Consider the following 14017-nt stretch of genomic DNA (forward strand, 5'->3'; position numbering starts at 1 on the left):
GCATCGGGGCACGCCTCCGCGGACAGGGCCACACGCCACCGCCAGGTGCCGAAGCCGAGGGCGCGGAACCGTGCCCACAGTGGCACCCACTGGTCTGCCTCCTGAGCGTGGGAGGCGGCACTGGCGTCCCGCCTCCGCGGACCCTGGGATCCAGTGCTTCTCCACGGCCGGCCTCGCACGCGAGCCGGCTGGTGGAGCCCTGCCCCAGCCGGGTAGTGTCCAGAGGCACACCAAAAAGCGGTGTCGACATCCCTCGATACGGCTCCCGTGTTTTGCCTCGAGCGGGCATCCCAACCTCTTCCAGCTTGGAGGCCCTCGTGAAACAGCCCGGCACCGTCGAGAAGATCTACGAGATCTTGTCCGGGACCTATCCCACCTACGCCGAGTCCGACGACGAGTGGATGACGAACGGGCTGTCCGACAACTCGTTCCGCAGCACCGTGTCGGTCGCGCTGTCGACCATGACCAGCTCGCCGCGCTGCATCAAGGCCGCCGTCGCCCTTTACAAGAAGGTTGACTCGTTCGCCGGGCTGGCCGCGATGGACGACGACGACCTGCGCGAGACGATCCGCTCGGTCGCGCACTACAACCGCAAGACCAAGACTTTGAAGGCGATGGCCCGACAGATCCTCGACGAACACGGCGGTGAGGTCCCCGCGACCCGCGAGGAGCTGATGGCGCTTCCCGGCATCGGCCGCAAGTGCACCGACATTCTGATGAACACCCTGCATGCCGCACCCACCATCGCCGTCGACACCCACGTCAAGCGCCTCGTGCAACGCCTCGGCCTCGTCGACGCCAGCTTGTCCGCGGAGCAGACCGTCGACCCACTCACCGAGGCCACCCCCGTGTGCTACCGCCAGCATGCCCACGAGTGGCTGATCCAGCACGGCATGAAGGTCTGCGTCGCGCGCACCCCCAGGTGCGGCGACTGCCCTCTCACCGCTCAGTGCGACTACTACAGCGCTAGCTGAGCAGGTGAACGCCCGCAACAGGGACGCTGCCGAGGTGCTTGGCCGGGCCGAAGACATAAGCAGGAGAACAACTAGCTCATCTCGGCAGGATCGAACGCGCTGGCTGCGGCAGATCCGGATGGCTTCAGGCGGTCTTGTCCTGGTTGAGTCGGTCGAGGATCCAGGAACGCACCAGGGTCGACGGTGGAAGGTGCTGGGCATCGGCGGCCTGCTGCACCCGGGCCTGCTCGTCTTCGCTGAGCCGGATCGAGTACACCTTCGTCCGGTTCGGGCGGGACGGTCGCGCCCCCTCCGGGTAGTCGTTCTCGCGGGTTCTCTCAGAGTCATCTCGCAGCCGAGCCGCCAGCGCAGGGTCAATTGTCTTTGCCATGTCTAGTTCCCTCTCGATAGAACCTCAGATCGGCACCGGTTGCCGGCCACGCATTGATCCCGTGCAGATCTCCATCAGCGTCTCGGAACGCGATGACCACCAGCACTCTGCCGGCAGCCATGGAGTAGCCGATGAATCGAGAAGCACCCATCCGTGACTTCGGGTCCGGTTCGAACGCTGCGAGGTCGGGGTCATCCATCACCTCCTGCGCCCAGTTCGGTTCGACGCCACCCCCGCCGGGGTAACGGTCGCCGCGATTTCGGATGTACGCCGCGGACTCGTCGTCCCAGTCGAGTTCCTCTCCCACGTCGCCCAGTGTACCTTGCGTCGGACAATGTAGTACGAACCGGGTTCGTGGCATGTCAGGTGCCGGAGGCCATGTAGGCGGCGAGGATGCAGTTGGGATGCCTGTCGAGGTTCTTGCGGGCGCGGTCGTAGCGCATGGTGGTTCTGGGGTCTGCGTGTCGGGCGGCGATCTGAGAGCCGCGACGGTTGAGCAGAATCGGCCCCTCCGCTCGTCCCGCGACGAACCTTGCCACCCTTGCCGTGAACCTTCAGCACGCGGTGACCATGCTCCTCACCGAGGTCTTGGATGTTGGCACCGCATGCTTCGAAGATCCGGAGTCCGAGCAGTCCCAGCATCACCACCAAGGCGAAGTCGTTGACGTTAGCCGACAGCCGTGAGGCGCTGAGCATGGCCTCGAACTGAAGGTGCGAAAGTCCCAGAGTCGGGGACTCCGGCGGCACGTTGGGGCGCCTGACGTAGTCAGCAGGCGAGGCCGCGAGGACTTGGTGTCGATAACGCAGGTGCGATAGAAGCCTGCCATCACCGTGACCCGACGGCTCACGGTCGAGGGCTGGAAGTGTCGCACTTCCTGCATCCAGCGCACATACAACTCGATCTGCGCCCGACTAGCCTCCAACGGCTCCAGCACCCGCTCGCAGCACCACACCAGATACGCGCGAAGGTCCGACTCAGTATGGACTCGGGTCTGCCCACGGTACCGAGCCAAGTACGCGGCCACCGCCCTGACGAGCGGAGCAGTGGCGCGTCGATGAGCACAGGAAACAGCACAGGGTCAGGACTGGTCATGGCCAGATTCTGCGCCGCCAAGCCCCCTACCTACAGTGCGAATCCAATCGCAGCGCACTGAGGGCGGCAGATCCGGATGTCGCAGTCTCGGTGCCATCCGGTGCAACGCACGCAAGCACGCCCCCGGGGTTCCGGTGACGCTAACCCTCGACGTCACCCCGCGGCCGTCACCCTCCGCGCCAGCAACCCGCTGGCCGACCTCGCCGCCCCTGACCGGTCGGGAGCCGGGCTGGGGATCGTGGGCGGCGACGAGCCGGTCGAGCTCGTGGGCGGCTCGGTATGTCACGGCGTCCACGCGCGAGAATTCGTGGTCGAGGCCACGGCCCGGCGGGTGGAGACTCTGATCAGGCTGGGCATCGTCGACGATGATGCGATGGTCCGCACAGGGTTGACGTTCATCCTCGGCGGCGAGGCCGACATTGAGGTGGCTCGGCAGGCTGTCGACGGCGCCGAGGCAAGCTCGGCGTCGACAAACCGCGTGTCAGCCGCCCTGGTCTGATTACCAGTTCGGCGACTGGTTCGCCACCTGAAAGCACGGAAGGTCCCGAGCTGCTGGACGCTGATCATGCCGCCATGTTGCCGTTGATCCGGCCGCGATCGGAAGGCTCGACGTGAGCGATGACCGACCACGCCCGCGACACCGGCTGACCTACGAGGAGTACCTGGTCGCCGGCTAGTGGTCATCACCGTTAGTTCGTCGGGGGGATGGGTGGTTCAGGTGCGTGCAGTGCAAGGCGGAGGAGTGAGGCGATGCGGGGGCATCATCGATCGAGGACAACGATGCAATGTGCGTGCCTGGGCCGGCTAGACCCCTGGCGAACTAACGGTGACGACCACTAGCGCCGGTGTGTCCGTGGACCGCGAGGGCCAGTTGGACGCGGCTGGTGACCCCAAGTTTGTCGAAGATGCGGGCGAGGTGGGTCTTGATCGTCGGCAGTGACAGGAACAGGCGGCCGGCGATCTCGGCGTTGGTGAGCCCGTCAGCGACCAGGCGCGCGATCTCGGCTTCGCGGGCGCTGAGCCCGTCGAGGGGGTCGGACGCCGTGGGCTGCGGTGCGCGCGTGGCGTGCGTCACCAGCCGCTGCAGGACGCTCGGCGAGAACGACATCGTCCCATCGGCGGCCTGCTGGACGGCCGCCACCAGTTCGGCCGGTGGCGTGTGCTTGAGCAGGAAGCCGGAGGCTCCCGCGTCGAGCGCGCGCAGCAGGAAGTCATCGGTGTCGAAGGCCGTGAGCATCACCACGGTCGGCGGGTGGGTTCGCGCGCGGATGGTGCGGGTGGCCTCGACACCGTCGCACCGCGGCATCCGGACGTCCATGAGTACCACGTGGGGGTGCAGATCGGCGACGCGCGCGGCGGCGTCCAGCCCGTCGGCGGCCTCACCGACCACGGCAATGCCGCCGGCCCCGTCGAGGATCATCCGCAGTCCGGCCCTGATCAGCGGCTCGTCGTCGACGAGCAGCACCCGGATCTGGGTCAGGCCCATGGCAACCATGCGTCCACCCGGAAAGCGCCTGCGTCGGGTGTGGCGGTGAAGCGGCCTCCGATCAGGGCCATCCGTTCGGTCAGCCCGGCCAGCCCCAGACCGGACCCGGGGGCGTCCGCCGGGGTGGCCGGCAGCGGGTTGCTCACCGAGACGTGGACGCCGCTGTCGGGCGCTCCCGTGATCGTGACCGTGACGGGCTGGCCGGGGGCGTGCTTGACGGCGTTGGTGAGGGATTCCTGGACGAGGCGGTAGAGGTGTCCGATCGCGGCCGGGACGGGTTCGCCGGGGCCGATGTCGAGGATCAGGTGGACGGGGCTCCCGGGGGTGTTGGCGGTGTCGACGAGCGTGCCCACGTCGTCGAGGGTGGGCGCGGGGGAGGTGCCCTCCGAGGGCGGGCGGAGGACGGCCAGCACCGCACCGAGTTCGTCCGCAGCGTTCTCCGCGGCCGACCTGATCACCCCGGCCGCCTCGCGGGCGGCGGCGGGGTCGAGGTCGTCGCGGTACTCCAGGGCGCCCGCGTGCAGCGAAATCAGGGCCAGGCGGTGCGACAACGAATCGTGCATCTCGCGGGCGATGCGCGTGCGTTCGGCCTCGCGGGCCTGCAGCAGGCGTGCGGCCTGTTCCCGCCGGGCCAGAACGGCCTCCTGGTGCAGCGAGCGCCACAAGGCGCGCCGGCTGCCGCGGTAGAGGCCGAACAACACCAGGATCGCGATCAGCAGGGCGATCCCGATGGCCTCCTCGGACGCCGTCAGCGTGTTCGCCCCCGGTGGGACGATCAACCACCGGCCCACCGCGTACGCGACACCGAAGGCGACCACGGTCACGAGGATCGGCGGCCAGCGACGGCGTCCGGCGATCGACACCAACACGATCGCGGCCCCCAGCCCCGCCCCGTCAGAGACGCCCGCCAGCGCGATGATCACCAAGGCGTAGCGCAGCACCCGGCGTTCGCGTTCCTCATCCGGCGCCTCCACGAAGCTCGGCGCCCGGTCCAGAACCTTCGGCAACAGCACTTGGGAAGCGACGAGGCCGGCCAGGTTCACCAGCATCGCGGCCGGGCCAAGCCACCCACCCAGCGGCGAGTCCAGATACCCGGGCAGAGCGATCACCATCCCCAGCATCGAGAACACCGCGACCGCGACCAGGAACACCACGCTCCCCTCCCGCAGCCCTCGGGGCACGGAGGCAGCAGGCGCGGGTTGAACGGTCACCGCGCCACCCTAGGCCAGCCGGCGGTGCGAGCGGTGTCGACCGACGGTATGAATCGGAGACCATCCCTTCGGCTCCCGGAGGCACCCGGCCGACCGATACCGCCTTCGGAGTGCCGCCCGACACGATGAGCCCATGACGATCTCCACCACTATTCGCGACACGCCCACCCCCGCTCCGGCGGCCTCGGCCTCTCCTCTTCCCCGCTACCACCGGCTCGCCCGCGCCGAGGCGAACTATCGGTGGTGGCGCCCCCTGGTCACCCTCTTAGCGGCGTCGGTGTCCTACCTCGCCCTGATCCTGCTGGTCCTCACCGGGATAGTCGCCGCCGTGCTGATCAACCCGGCGCTCGAGGCGTCACTAGGCCTGGTGGATGAGCAGACCGACCTGTACAACCCGTACCAGTTCCTGGCGCTGATGGTCACGCTGATCCTGCTGATCCCCGCGGTGATGATCGGCGTGGCCGCCGGACGCCGCCCCGTCGGCACACTCCTGTCCGTCGCTGGACGCCTGCGCACCGGCCTGCTGCTCCGCTCGCTGGCGATCTGCCTCGGCGTGTACCTTGCCGTCCAGTTGGGGTACCTCACTGTGGGCTGGGTCGCCGGCGAGCCGATCACGCCCTCGTGGCACCCGTACAGCGGGTGGCTGATCGCCGGGGCGCTCCTGATCGTGCCCCTCCAGGCCGCCGCCGAGGAGTTTGCGTTCCGCGCGCTGCCCTTGCAGGTGTTCGGCGCTTGGCTCCGCAACCCGTGGTGGGGCATCCTGCTACCCCTCCCCCTGTTCGTCGTCGGACACGCCTACAACCCGCCCGGCATGATCGGCGTGGCCGGCTTCGCGGTGGCGGCGGGTGTGCTGGTGTGGCGCACCGGCGGCCTCGAAGCGGCCATCGTGCTGCACGCGGTGAACAACTCCCTAGGCTTCGTGTTCGGCGCCATCGGCTGGGGCGACCTCAACGCCACCGACGTGACCACCCTCGACGCCGCGGTCTCCCTGGCGACCGTCGCCGTCTGCACCACGCTCATCCTGTGGGTCGACTCGCTCAGGTGACGCGGGCCGATTTACGGCGGTGAGTGATCTCGTGCTGAAGCGCCCGTGCCACCTGGCTACTGCTGCATGAAGAGAACCCACGAGGTGCGGTGGATGAGTGCCTTTCCAGTTGCTGCCAGGAGTGGTGCGCTCGACGCATGCCACACTGCTGTGTATGGCGAACACGCGAGCCGTAGCGCAGTTGGTCCTAGGCGGCATCGGTGCCGCTCTCACTGCTTCAGGCATCATCACCTTCGCAATGACGGCGCCGGGACCGAGCTCCTTCGGGTGGTTCGCCTACGCCCCTCTAGCGGACCAACCGTGGTCCACCACCATGGTGCTGCAGCCCGGACAAGTCTGGGGCTTAGCCCTGGTCTTCGCCGGCTCGCTCGTCGTGAGCGGAGTTGCCGGTTTTCAACTGGGGCTACGTCGTCGTCAGTGATCGCGAAAGGGCAGTCGCGACGGAAGCGTGGTGCGCGCGGCCGGCAGGTGAAGGAGTCCCAGGGTGATGCGATTCATCGTCGAGCTGATCGTCGGCGTCGCCCTGGCGGCGATCGTCACGGCGGCCATCATGGTCACGATGTTCTACTTCGGCCCGTGGGCCGATCCACCGGGGATGGACGAACTGTGGTGGCTGTTGGCGACCGCGGCGGTCCTGCTCGCGTCTGGACGATGGTGGGCACGCCGACGAGCTCCTTGATTGACCGAGGAACTCCACCCACCGCGGCAAGAGCGGATGTTCGCGCTTCACCAACTCCAGCTCAGGTGGAATCGTCTGGTGCCCGGTTCACGCGTCGTGCGGCGGTTCAGCAGGCGGGGCGAGCTGGATCGGCCGGGTCGAACGGGCCGGTCGGCGGGTCGGAGGCGGCTGTCAGGCCCGCCGGGGCGCCGGATTGATGGCGTCCCCGGACCAGCTCATGTTGTCGTCCACACCAACCTCGAACGCCTCAAGAGCGGGATCGGCGAGAACGACGTCCGCGACCGCGCGCTCGCAGCCGAGCAGCGTGAAGCCGAAGTCGATCTCGGTGGCCAGACACCAGACGTGGTCGTCCGGCCATACGAGGTTCGCCGACTGCCCGAAGCTCTCGTCCTCGACCCACGTCTCGTGCGCGGCCAGGGGCGCCCGGAACAGGTGGTAGCGCCGGTGCGGCAGGGCCAACACCGGCTCGGCACCCCCCGGGACCCGGCTCGGCACCGGGACCTCGTAGGTCATCAGATCGGGGTGGTGCGCCTCGACCGCGCCGCCTCCCCAGAACCCGTAGCCCTCCCACACCGCGTAGGTCACGTCCCCAGACGCCTGCAGGTGCGCGACCAGCGCGTCGTGGTCGGGGCGCGGGAGATGGCCATCCGGCGGCCACAGGTTCGGGTGGCGCAGGGTGTCGAACATGTGGCTCCACTGCGCCAGGGGATGCAGGACGCGTCCATTGGACGCCGCGATCTCCCGCCAGCGGCGTCCGTCCGGCAGGGGGTGCAGGACCCGCACATACGCCGCGAAGCCCGTCGGCACCATGGCACCCACCGGAACCCCAGCCGGTCCCCACGGCAGCAGCCGGGGCGCGAGCCAAGCCGACAGGGCGGCGTCCGTCGTGTGGCGAGGCAGGGCCATACCGCAAGGGTAAGGCCGTAGCGCCCCACTCCTGATGTGCGGGAACGGGGCCACCCGCTCGTTGCGGACAGCGTTCAACACGAAGGCATACCGCGCTGCGGCAAGCGGAGCCGACACACGACCCTCGCGCAACCCGCGGCATGTGCGGATGTAGGTCGCGTCACTCAGGACCACACAGTAAGTCGCTACCGCTCGAGAAGTGGGCGACCGGTGGGATCCCCGCCGTGGGGTGTGTCATTTCGATCTGATCGACCCCGACCAAAGGGTTCGGCGGCCGAGAATGTCCGTAGAAACGACCTCGATGGCACTTGGCCTGATCCGCGTTGGGGCCAGGGACTCAGCCCTCCGCGGCTGGCCCGAGTCCCGCGCTGCCCATCCCCAGAGATCGGCACATGTCCCCTCGATCTCCCGCAGCAAAATGTCATGGGTGTCCGGCGTCGCGTACCCCAACGCCCACAACACCACGGGGCGCTTGCCCGTCCGACGCACCTGGACGAACCCCGCCGAAACCCCCGAGAAGAAGTTCACGTCCCAGATCTCGAACTCCTCGATCGAGGAGACATCAATGCTCCTCGCAGCGACCAGACCGCGGTAAATGACCTGCGGCCCCGACTGCGACACCGACAATCCCGCGATGAAGAGCGCCCGGTAGCCGACGATCAGGGCCGGGCTGGCAACGGCCAGCCAGAGCGCGACGCTAGACACGCTGGCTCCAGGCGAGAAGGTCACCCACGTCAGAACAAGCCAGAGCACCACCGGCACCATCCACAACCAGCGGACCCACCTGAGCAACGCTGCCCGAGACCCTGCTCCGCCACTGACCATCAACGACACCCTTCTGCTGATGCCGATCCATCGTGCATCGGAACTCTACCGGCAGGCCTTGTCGCGGACCGTCTCGTATGCCCGAGACGCGGCAATTGCGCGCGTTCAGGCGGTACGGGGCTCAACCACTGTCTCAGCCAGTTGGCTGATGGGACAGGCCTCATCGAGCTCAAGGGTCGCTCCGCCGTAGACGCGGGCTCCGACCGACCCGAGCCTCCAGCGCGCGGAAAAGTCTCTCAGTGCCGCCCCCCCCACGCTCAACCCGATCACACGATCAGTAAGTACCCCAACATCCCTATTGAGACAACGAGAACGTCATGCCACAAGCTGACTTCCTCTATACCAAGCAGGTACGAAAGCCCGTTGATTACGAGGACGGTAAACAAGGCAAGTGTTGAAATGACGCTTGCCAGGATTAGCCACGGCACATCCGCCCCGAAGTAGAAGAACAACCCAGCGGCGCCGAGTGCCGTGAGTAACGTGATGCCCGTCGCAACGACGATCCAGGCCAGCGTGGCCTCGACTACATCCACGCCAAGGAGGCGGTGTTGCCGAAGGACGTCGGCTACCTCTCGGGGGCGAGTCACGAGTGCATGAACGCCAACTACTGCAAGAGTGAGCCATGGACGGCTCCGAGCAAATCGTGAACCACCGACCTTCCTCCGAGCTTGTCGACTCCCTGCCCTAGCCACGTCTATGTCCTTTTCGTCTTGTCATGGACATTGATCCTTGCGCGCCACCGAAGCGATCACAGCCCCATCTGGGCCGGTATCACACCCAGCACCGCCCTCGCCGCGGACAAGTACAGCCCCCACCTTCGATTCACGCTCAGAGACTACCGATGCCCGATTGTGTCTCGACATCCGACTCTCGGCATGACCGTGAAACCGCACAGCCATCCCTTGACACCAGCACCCGAGCAGGCGCGAACTGGGCGCCGCCGCCGCGGCAGGAGGACTCATCCCCTACTTAAGACCGGTCACCCGCCCGAGCCAGGAGCGGCGCGATCACCGTGGTGTAGAGCGGCGCCAGGGTGGGATCAGACCCGTCGAGCGCGACGACGGGATCCGACCAGCGCACGGCGTCGATCTCCGCGGCCGGCTGCACCCGGCCGAGGACCGGATCAGGCCAGCTGAATACGTGCGCGACGACGGTGTGGTCCGGTTCGTTGGCGGCGGCCGCCTCGAACAGTCCCAGGGGCTCCAGCCGGAGGGGATCCAGAACCAGGCCGAGCTCCTCCCGGACCTCCCGGGCGCCGCACTGCTCAGGAGACTCCCCCGGGTCAGGCTTGCCTCCCGGGTTCATCCACATCGACGTGCCGCGCTTGCGCACCAGCAGCACCGCGCCGGTGGGATCGCGCAGCACCACGGCCGTCACGTGGATGCATCGCTCCATGCGGCCGAGGCTACCGCGTTAGGCTGGACGGACCGAGCCGAGAGGGGGCCGACGTGGCCAAGGCACTGATCGTGGTGGACGTCCAGGTGGACTTCTGCGAGGGCGGAGCCCTCGGGGTCGACGGCGGCAACGCCGTGGCCGAGAAGACAGCAGAGCTGCTGAACGGCGATCACGGCTACCGCCGGGTGGTGGCGACGCGGGATCACCACATCGACCCGGGAGCGCACTTCTCCGACAGCCCTGATTTCGTCGACAGTTGGCCGCCCCACTGCGTGGTCGGCACCCCCGGACAGGAGCTTCATCCGGTGCTGCGGGGGTTGGCCTTCGATGCGGTGTTCGATAAGGGCTCCTTCGCGGCCGCGTACTCCGGCTTCGAGGGCACCATCGGGGGCGAGGACGACGGGATCGGACTGGCGCGGTGGCTGGGCCTGCACGGCATCACTGCGGTCGACGTGTGCGGCATCGCAACCGACTACTGCGTGCGGGCCACCGCCATCGACGCGGCGCGCGAGGGGTTCGACACCATGGTCCTCGGCGGGTTGGTGGCAGCCGTGCACGCGGAGAGAGTGGCCCGCGTCGTCGACGAGCTGGCCGACGAGCGCGTGGCCTGGGTGGGCTGAGGTCGCCCCGATCAGCTCTGGACGTACTTGATGAGGTACTCCTGCTCCGTCTGCAGCTGGTCGATCCGGCTCTTGACGATGTCGCCGATGCTGACGATGGCCACGAAGTGCCCCTCCTGCACCACAGGCATGTGGCGGGTTCGGAACTCGGTCATGGCCGCCGCCACGCTGGCGATGTCGTCATCCGGGACGCACACGTGCACGTCGCGGTCGAGGATCTCGCCGATGGTGGCCTCCAGGGCCGCGGCGCCGCGCTCCCCAAGCGCCCGCACCACGTCCCGCTCGCCGGCGATGCCGGTGACCGTCTGGTCGTCGTCGGTGATGACGACGGCTCCGATCCGGTGCTGGGTCATGAGTTTCACGAGGTCCGCGACGCTCTGGTCAGAGCGGGCGGTGATGACAGTGGAGCCCTTGCTGGCGATGACGTCGTTGATGCGCATGGCTCACGGTATCGCCGCCGGAGGGCCCTGCGGAGGCGATTTCGCCGAAAGCCCCGGTTCGGCTACCACCCTTGCGGAACGGCTTCGCGGCCGGACTCCTCAAGGTCGTCGATGCTCTGATCCATCTCGAATGCAGGCAGAGCGGAGGCCGGGATGTTGACGATCTTGGCCGGGACACCCGCCACCGTGGTGTGCGGAGGCACATCGTGGAGCACCACGGAGCCTGCGCCGATCTTCGCCCCTTCCCCCACGCGGATGTTGCCCAGCACCTTCGCGCCGGCGCCGATCATCACCCCTCGGCCGATCTTGGGGTGACGGTCGCCGCCCTCCTTGCCCGAACCGCCGAGGGTGACCTCGTGCAGCATCGAGAAGTCGTCCTCCACCACGGCCGTCTCGCCGATCACGACGCTGGTGGCGTGGTCGAACATGATGCCCTTCCCGATCCGGGCACCGGGGTGGATGTCGACGGCGAACACCTCTGAGATGCGGCTCTGCAGATAGAGCGCGAGCGGCTTCCTGTCATGCATCCAGTAGAAGTGCGCCACCCGGTAGGCCTGGATGGACTGGAAGCCCTTGAAGTAGAGCAGCGGGTTGGCGTAGCCGGGGCACGCGGGGTCCCGGCTCACGACGGCCTGCAGGTCCGCGCGGATGGCACGCTGAATGCACTCGTCGTCGAGGATCACGTCGTGGATGATGTCGCGCAGGCTGAGTGCCGGCAGCGTCGTGTTGTCCAGTTTGGCGGCCAGAATCAGGCTGAGCGCGTCCTCCAGGTCCGGCTGGCTGAGAACCACGGTGTGCAGGAATCCGGCGAGCAGCGGCTCGTGGGCGGCCGCCTCGGCGCACTCGGCCTTGATCGACTCCCAGATCTGGTCGTCGGAGACGATGCGGGTCGGATCCATGGGGAACTCCTTGTGTGGTCGGACGTCTGCCAACGTTACCCACCCCGCGCCTTTGGCAGGGATCAGTCCGCTGACGGCGAACCTCCGGGGCTCCTGGAGGGTTGAGGGACGCTCTCGGGTGGCAGGGTGATCGTGACCGAGCCCGATTCGAGGTCCAACGGTTCCGGCCCCGGGGCCCCCTTGTCGGCCTCGACGATGAGGATCTTGTCAAGGTCGCGCTGCTGACGGACGTACTCCAATCCTGGCTGGAATATCGACATGAAGTCGGACACTGGCTCACCTCCGTGTGTGCCCCCACTGTAGGCACCGATTCGCGGCGTCACTAGTGTCCTGCGCCAGAAGTTCGTTGATGGGTGGCGATGTCCCAGGGGATGGATCGCAAGGCCGACGAGCGAAGTAGCACTTGGTTGTTCGTCGAGTGAGGAGAACGCGGCGAGGCGCCGCTGGGGGCCGTCAATCGCAGTGAATTTCTGGCGCAGGACACTAGCATGAGACGCCCCAACCCGAGGAGTCATAGTGGACCCAAGTGCCAGCATCGTCATCACCTCGGCGCTGATCTTCTACTCGATCGGCGTGTGGGGGGAGCGTCTCAGCGGACGGCTCAAGTGGTGGAATCTGGCGTTCTTCATCCTCGGCCTGATCTTCGACACGATCGGCACCAGCATGATGTTCGACTTCGTCGGGGGCATGACGTTTGATGTCCACGGGATCTCCGGGCTCATCGCGATCCTGCTCATGTTCGTCCACGCCGCCTGGGCGCTGGTTGTGCTGCTCCGCAAGGACGAGGACGCCATCAGGAGCTTCCACAAGTTCAGCATTCTCGTGTGGGCCGTCTGGCTCATCCCCTACTTCAGCCCCATGTTCTTCGCGATGGCCGGCTAGCCACCGCGCACGGGCGGCCCCGTCAGATCACGCGCACCGAGAGGACGCCCTCGATGGCACCGATCTCAGCCGCCAAGGTGTCCGGGACCGTTCCCTCGACGTCGATCAGCGTGTAGGCGAGCTCCCCACGGGACTTGTTGAGCAGGTCCGCGATGTTGAGCCCGGCGTCGGCCAGGAGCGTCGAGATGCGTCCAACCATGTTGGGGACGTTGGCGTTGGCGATCGCCAGACGACGTGTCCTCTCGTATCGGGCGAGCACCGCGTCGGGGAAATTCACGGAGTTGCTGATGTCGCCGTTTTCCAGGAAGGCGCGCAGCTGTGCGGCGGCCATCACAGCGCAGTTGTCCTCAGCCTCTCCCGTCGACGCGCCGAGATGCGGCGTCGCGACGACCGCGGGATGACCGTTGAGCCGCGGCGAGGGGAAGTCGCAGATGTAGCCGCGCAGCTTGTGCCGGTCCAGGGCATCGACGACGGCCTCCTCGTCGACGATGGCCGCGCGCGAGAAGTTGAGCAGTAGCGCCTTGGGCTTCATGAGGGCCAGCCGGTCGGCGCCGAGTAGGCCACGCGTCCCGGCGACGAGGGGGATGTGGAGCGAGACGGCGTCCGAGCGCTTGAGGACCTCCTCGAGCGAGGTTGCCTGCTCAACGGTGGCTGACAGCTTCCAGGCGTGGCCCACCGTGATCTGGGGGTCGTACCCCAGCACGCGCATTCCCAGCGCCGCGGCGGCGTTGGCCACCTGGACGCCGATCGCGCCGAGTCCGATCACGCCGAGAACGCGCCCGGGGAGCTCGAAGCCGACGAACGCCTTCTTGCCCCTCTCGACGGCGTCCTCGACCTCCTCCGGGGTCCCCGTGAGGGAACGGCTGAACTCCACGGACTGCACGATGTTGCGCGCCCCCGCCAGCAGACCGGCCAGGACGAGTTCCTTGACCGCGTTCGCGTTCGCACCGGGGGTGTTGAAGACCGGCACGCCGCGGGCGCTCAGGTCTGCAACTGGCACGTTGTTGGTCCCGGCGCCGGCTCGCGCCACCGCGATCACCGACGCCGGGATCTCCCGGCTGAAGAGGTTGGCGGACCGCACGAGCAGCGCGTCCGGGTTGGGCATGTCTGCCGCGACGACGTAGGACTCCGGAGGTAGTTGCGCCAGCCCGTGCGCGCTGATGGCGTTGAGCGTCTGGACCCGGTAGGCCAC

Annotated in this window: 19 protein-coding genes; 6 read left to right on the forward strand and 13 right to left on the reverse strand. The window is 67.5% G+C overall.

Going from position 1 to position 14017, the window contains the following annotated elements; translation table 11 throughout:
* Nucleotides 1-317: 317 nt before the first annotated feature.
* Entirely contained in the window at nt 318-974 is a 657-nt protein-coding gene (locus ACX1D1_RS13210; RefSeq protein ID WP_459054840.1) for an endonuclease III domain-containing protein, read from the forward strand.
* 124 nt (nt 975-1098) lie between these two features.
* Here the strand turns inward: ACX1D1_RS13210 and ACX1D1_RS13215 are convergent, their stop codons facing one another.
* The 3 genes from ACX1D1_RS13215 to ACX1D1_RS13225 are packed head-to-tail and all read right to left on the reverse strand — an operon-like array spanning nt 1099 to nt 1883.
* On the reverse strand, nt 1099-1344 hold the full coding sequence (locus tag ACX1D1_RS13215; RefSeq protein WP_182784575.1) for a YlcI/YnfO family protein: 246 nt from the start codon (nt 1342-1344) through the stop codon (nt 1099-1101).
* Nucleotides 1328-1651: a hypothetical protein gene (locus tag ACX1D1_RS13220; RefSeq protein ID WP_459054841.1), complete on the reverse strand. Its 324-nt coding sequence runs from the start codon at nt 1649-1651 to the stop codon at nt 1328-1330. The genes ACX1D1_RS13215 and ACX1D1_RS13220 overlap by 17 nt, the downstream gene beginning before the upstream one ends.
* A 55-nt stretch (nt 1652-1706) precedes the next feature.
* Nucleotides 1707-1883 (reverse strand): hypothetical protein, encoded by a 177-nt coding sequence (locus ACX1D1_RS13225; protein WP_459054842.1) that lies wholly within the window; start codon nt 1881-1883, stop codon nt 1707-1709.
* Nucleotides 1884-2537: 654 nt separating this feature from the next.
* Between ACX1D1_RS13225 and ACX1D1_RS13230 the strand changes: the two genes are divergently transcribed.
* A complete protein-coding gene (locus tag ACX1D1_RS13230; RefSeq protein WP_459054843.1) occupies nt 2538-2936 on the forward strand; it encodes a helix-turn-helix domain-containing protein in 399 nt (132 codons plus the stop codon).
* A gap of 321 nt (nt 2937-3257) precedes the next feature.
* On the opposite strand, the gene ACX1D1_RS13235 is transcribed toward ACX1D1_RS13230, so the two are convergent.
* Together ACX1D1_RS13235 and ACX1D1_RS13240 are read right to left on the reverse strand one after the other, a co-directional pair.
* Complete coding sequence (locus ACX1D1_RS13235; RefSeq protein WP_459054844.1) at nt 3258-3923, reverse strand: response regulator; 666 nt, start codon at nt 3921-3923, stop codon at nt 3258-3260.
* On the reverse strand, nt 3914-5134 hold the full coding sequence (locus tag ACX1D1_RS13240; RefSeq protein WP_459054845.1) for a sensor histidine kinase: 1221 nt from the start codon (nt 5132-5134) through the stop codon (nt 3914-3916). The genes ACX1D1_RS13235 and ACX1D1_RS13240 overlap by 10 nt, the downstream gene beginning before the upstream one ends.
* 133 nt (nt 5135-5267) lie before the next feature.
* On the opposite strand from ACX1D1_RS13240, the gene ACX1D1_RS13245 reads away from it, so the two are divergent.
* Together ACX1D1_RS13245 and ACX1D1_RS13250 are read left to right on the forward strand one after the other, a co-directional pair.
* On the forward strand, nt 5268-6179 hold the full coding sequence (locus ACX1D1_RS13245; protein ID WP_459054846.1) for a CPBP family intramembrane glutamic endopeptidase: 912 nt from the start codon (nt 5268-5270) through the stop codon (nt 6177-6179).
* Between the two features lie 484 nt (nt 6180-6663).
* Nucleotides 6664-6858, forward strand: a complete 195-nt coding sequence (locus ACX1D1_RS13250) for a hypothetical protein (RefSeq protein ID WP_182798548.1) — start codon at nt 6664-6666, stop codon at nt 6856-6858.
* Between the two features lie 171 nt (nt 6859-7029).
* Here ACX1D1_RS13250 and ACX1D1_RS13255 read toward each other — a convergent pair whose 3' ends face one another.
* From ACX1D1_RS13255 to ACX1D1_RS13270, 4 genes are all read right to left on the reverse strand, one after another.
* Nucleotides 7030-7764 carry a hypothetical protein gene (locus tag ACX1D1_RS13255; RefSeq protein WP_344676232.1) on the reverse strand — a complete coding sequence of 245 codons (735 nt, stop codon included), beginning with the start codon at nt 7762-7764 and terminating at the stop codon, nt 7030-7032.
* Between the two features lie 234 nt (nt 7765-7998).
* On the reverse strand, nt 7999-8520 hold the full coding sequence (locus ACX1D1_RS13260) for a hypothetical protein (protein WP_459054847.1): 522 nt from the start codon (nt 8518-8520) through the stop codon (nt 7999-8001).
* Between the two features lie 335 nt (nt 8521-8855).
* Nucleotides 8856-9122, reverse strand: coding sequence for a hypothetical protein (locus ACX1D1_RS13265; protein WP_459054848.1), 267 nt, complete (start codon nt 9120-9122; stop codon nt 8856-8858).
* Nucleotides 9123-9558: 436 nt separating this feature from the next.
* A complete protein-coding gene (locus ACX1D1_RS13270) occupies nt 9559-9984 on the reverse strand; it encodes an NUDIX hydrolase (RefSeq protein ID WP_459054849.1) in 426 nt (141 codons plus the stop codon).
* Nucleotides 9985-10037: 53 nt separating this feature from the next.
* Between ACX1D1_RS13270 and ACX1D1_RS13275 the strand changes: the two genes are divergently transcribed.
* Complete coding sequence (locus tag ACX1D1_RS13275; protein WP_459054850.1) at nt 10038-10604, forward strand: isochorismatase family protein; 567 nt, start codon at nt 10038-10040, stop codon at nt 10602-10604.
* Between the two features lie 11 nt (nt 10605-10615).
* Here ACX1D1_RS13275 and ACX1D1_RS13280 read toward each other — a convergent pair whose 3' ends face one another.
* From ACX1D1_RS13280 to ACX1D1_RS13290, 3 genes are all read right to left on the reverse strand, one after another.
* Nucleotides 10616-11044, reverse strand: a complete 429-nt coding sequence (locus tag ACX1D1_RS13280; RefSeq protein ID WP_182781854.1) for a CBS domain-containing protein — start codon at nt 11042-11044, stop codon at nt 10616-10618.
* 62 nt (nt 11045-11106) lie between these two features.
* On the reverse strand, nt 11107-11943 hold the full coding sequence (gene cysE / locus ACX1D1_RS13285) for a serine O-acetyltransferase (RefSeq protein ID WP_182781853.1): 837 nt from the start codon (nt 11941-11943) through the stop codon (nt 11107-11109).
* Between the two features lie 62 nt (nt 11944-12005).
* Nucleotides 12006-12215 (reverse strand): DUF6191 domain-containing protein, encoded by a 210-nt coding sequence (locus tag ACX1D1_RS13290; protein ID WP_182798553.1) that lies wholly within the window; start codon nt 12213-12215, stop codon nt 12006-12008.
* Nucleotides 12216-12459: 244 nt separating this feature from the next.
* On the opposite strand from ACX1D1_RS13290, the gene ACX1D1_RS13295 reads away from it, so the two are divergent.
* Nucleotides 12460-12825, forward strand: coding sequence for an HsmA family protein (locus tag ACX1D1_RS13295; protein ID WP_459054851.1), 366 nt, complete (start codon nt 12460-12462; stop codon nt 12823-12825).
* A gap of 22 nt (nt 12826-12847) precedes the next feature.
* Here the strand turns inward: ACX1D1_RS13295 and ACX1D1_RS13300 are convergent, their stop codons facing one another.
* Nucleotides 12848-14017, reverse strand: a complete 1170-nt coding sequence (locus tag ACX1D1_RS13300) for a phosphoglycerate dehydrogenase (protein WP_220489022.1) — start codon at nt 14015-14017, stop codon at nt 12848-12850.

This window comes from Tessaracoccus luoxuelianae (genome assembly GCF_054483915.1).

Coding starts and splice junctions, on each gene's coding strand:
- ACX1D1_RS13215 (WP_182784575.1), bottom strand. CDS start 1,344: ATGGCAAAGACAATTGACCCTGCGCTGGCGGCTCGGCTGCGAGATGAC.
- ACX1D1_RS13235 (WP_459054844.1), bottom strand. CDS start 3,923: ATGGGCCTGACCCAGATCCGGGTGCTGCTCGTCGACGACGAGCCGCTG.
- ACX1D1_RS13245 (WP_459054846.1), top strand. CDS start 5,268: ATGACGATCTCCACCACTATTCGCGACACGCCCACCCCCGCTCCGGCG.
- ACX1D1_RS13255 (WP_344676232.1), bottom strand. CDS start 7,764: ATGGCCCTGCCTCGCCACACGACGGACGCCGCCCTGTCGGCTTGGCTC.
- ACX1D1_RS13270 (WP_459054849.1), bottom strand. CDS start 9,984: ATGGAGCGATGCATCCACGTGACGGCCGTGGTGCTGCGCGATCCCACC.
- ACX1D1_RS13280 (WP_182781854.1), bottom strand. CDS start 11,044: ATGCGCATCAACGACGTCATCGCCAGCAAGGGCTCCACTGTCATCACC.
- cysE (WP_182781853.1), bottom strand. CDS start 11,943: ATGGATCCGACCCGCATCGTCTCCGACGACCAGATCTGGGAGTCGATC.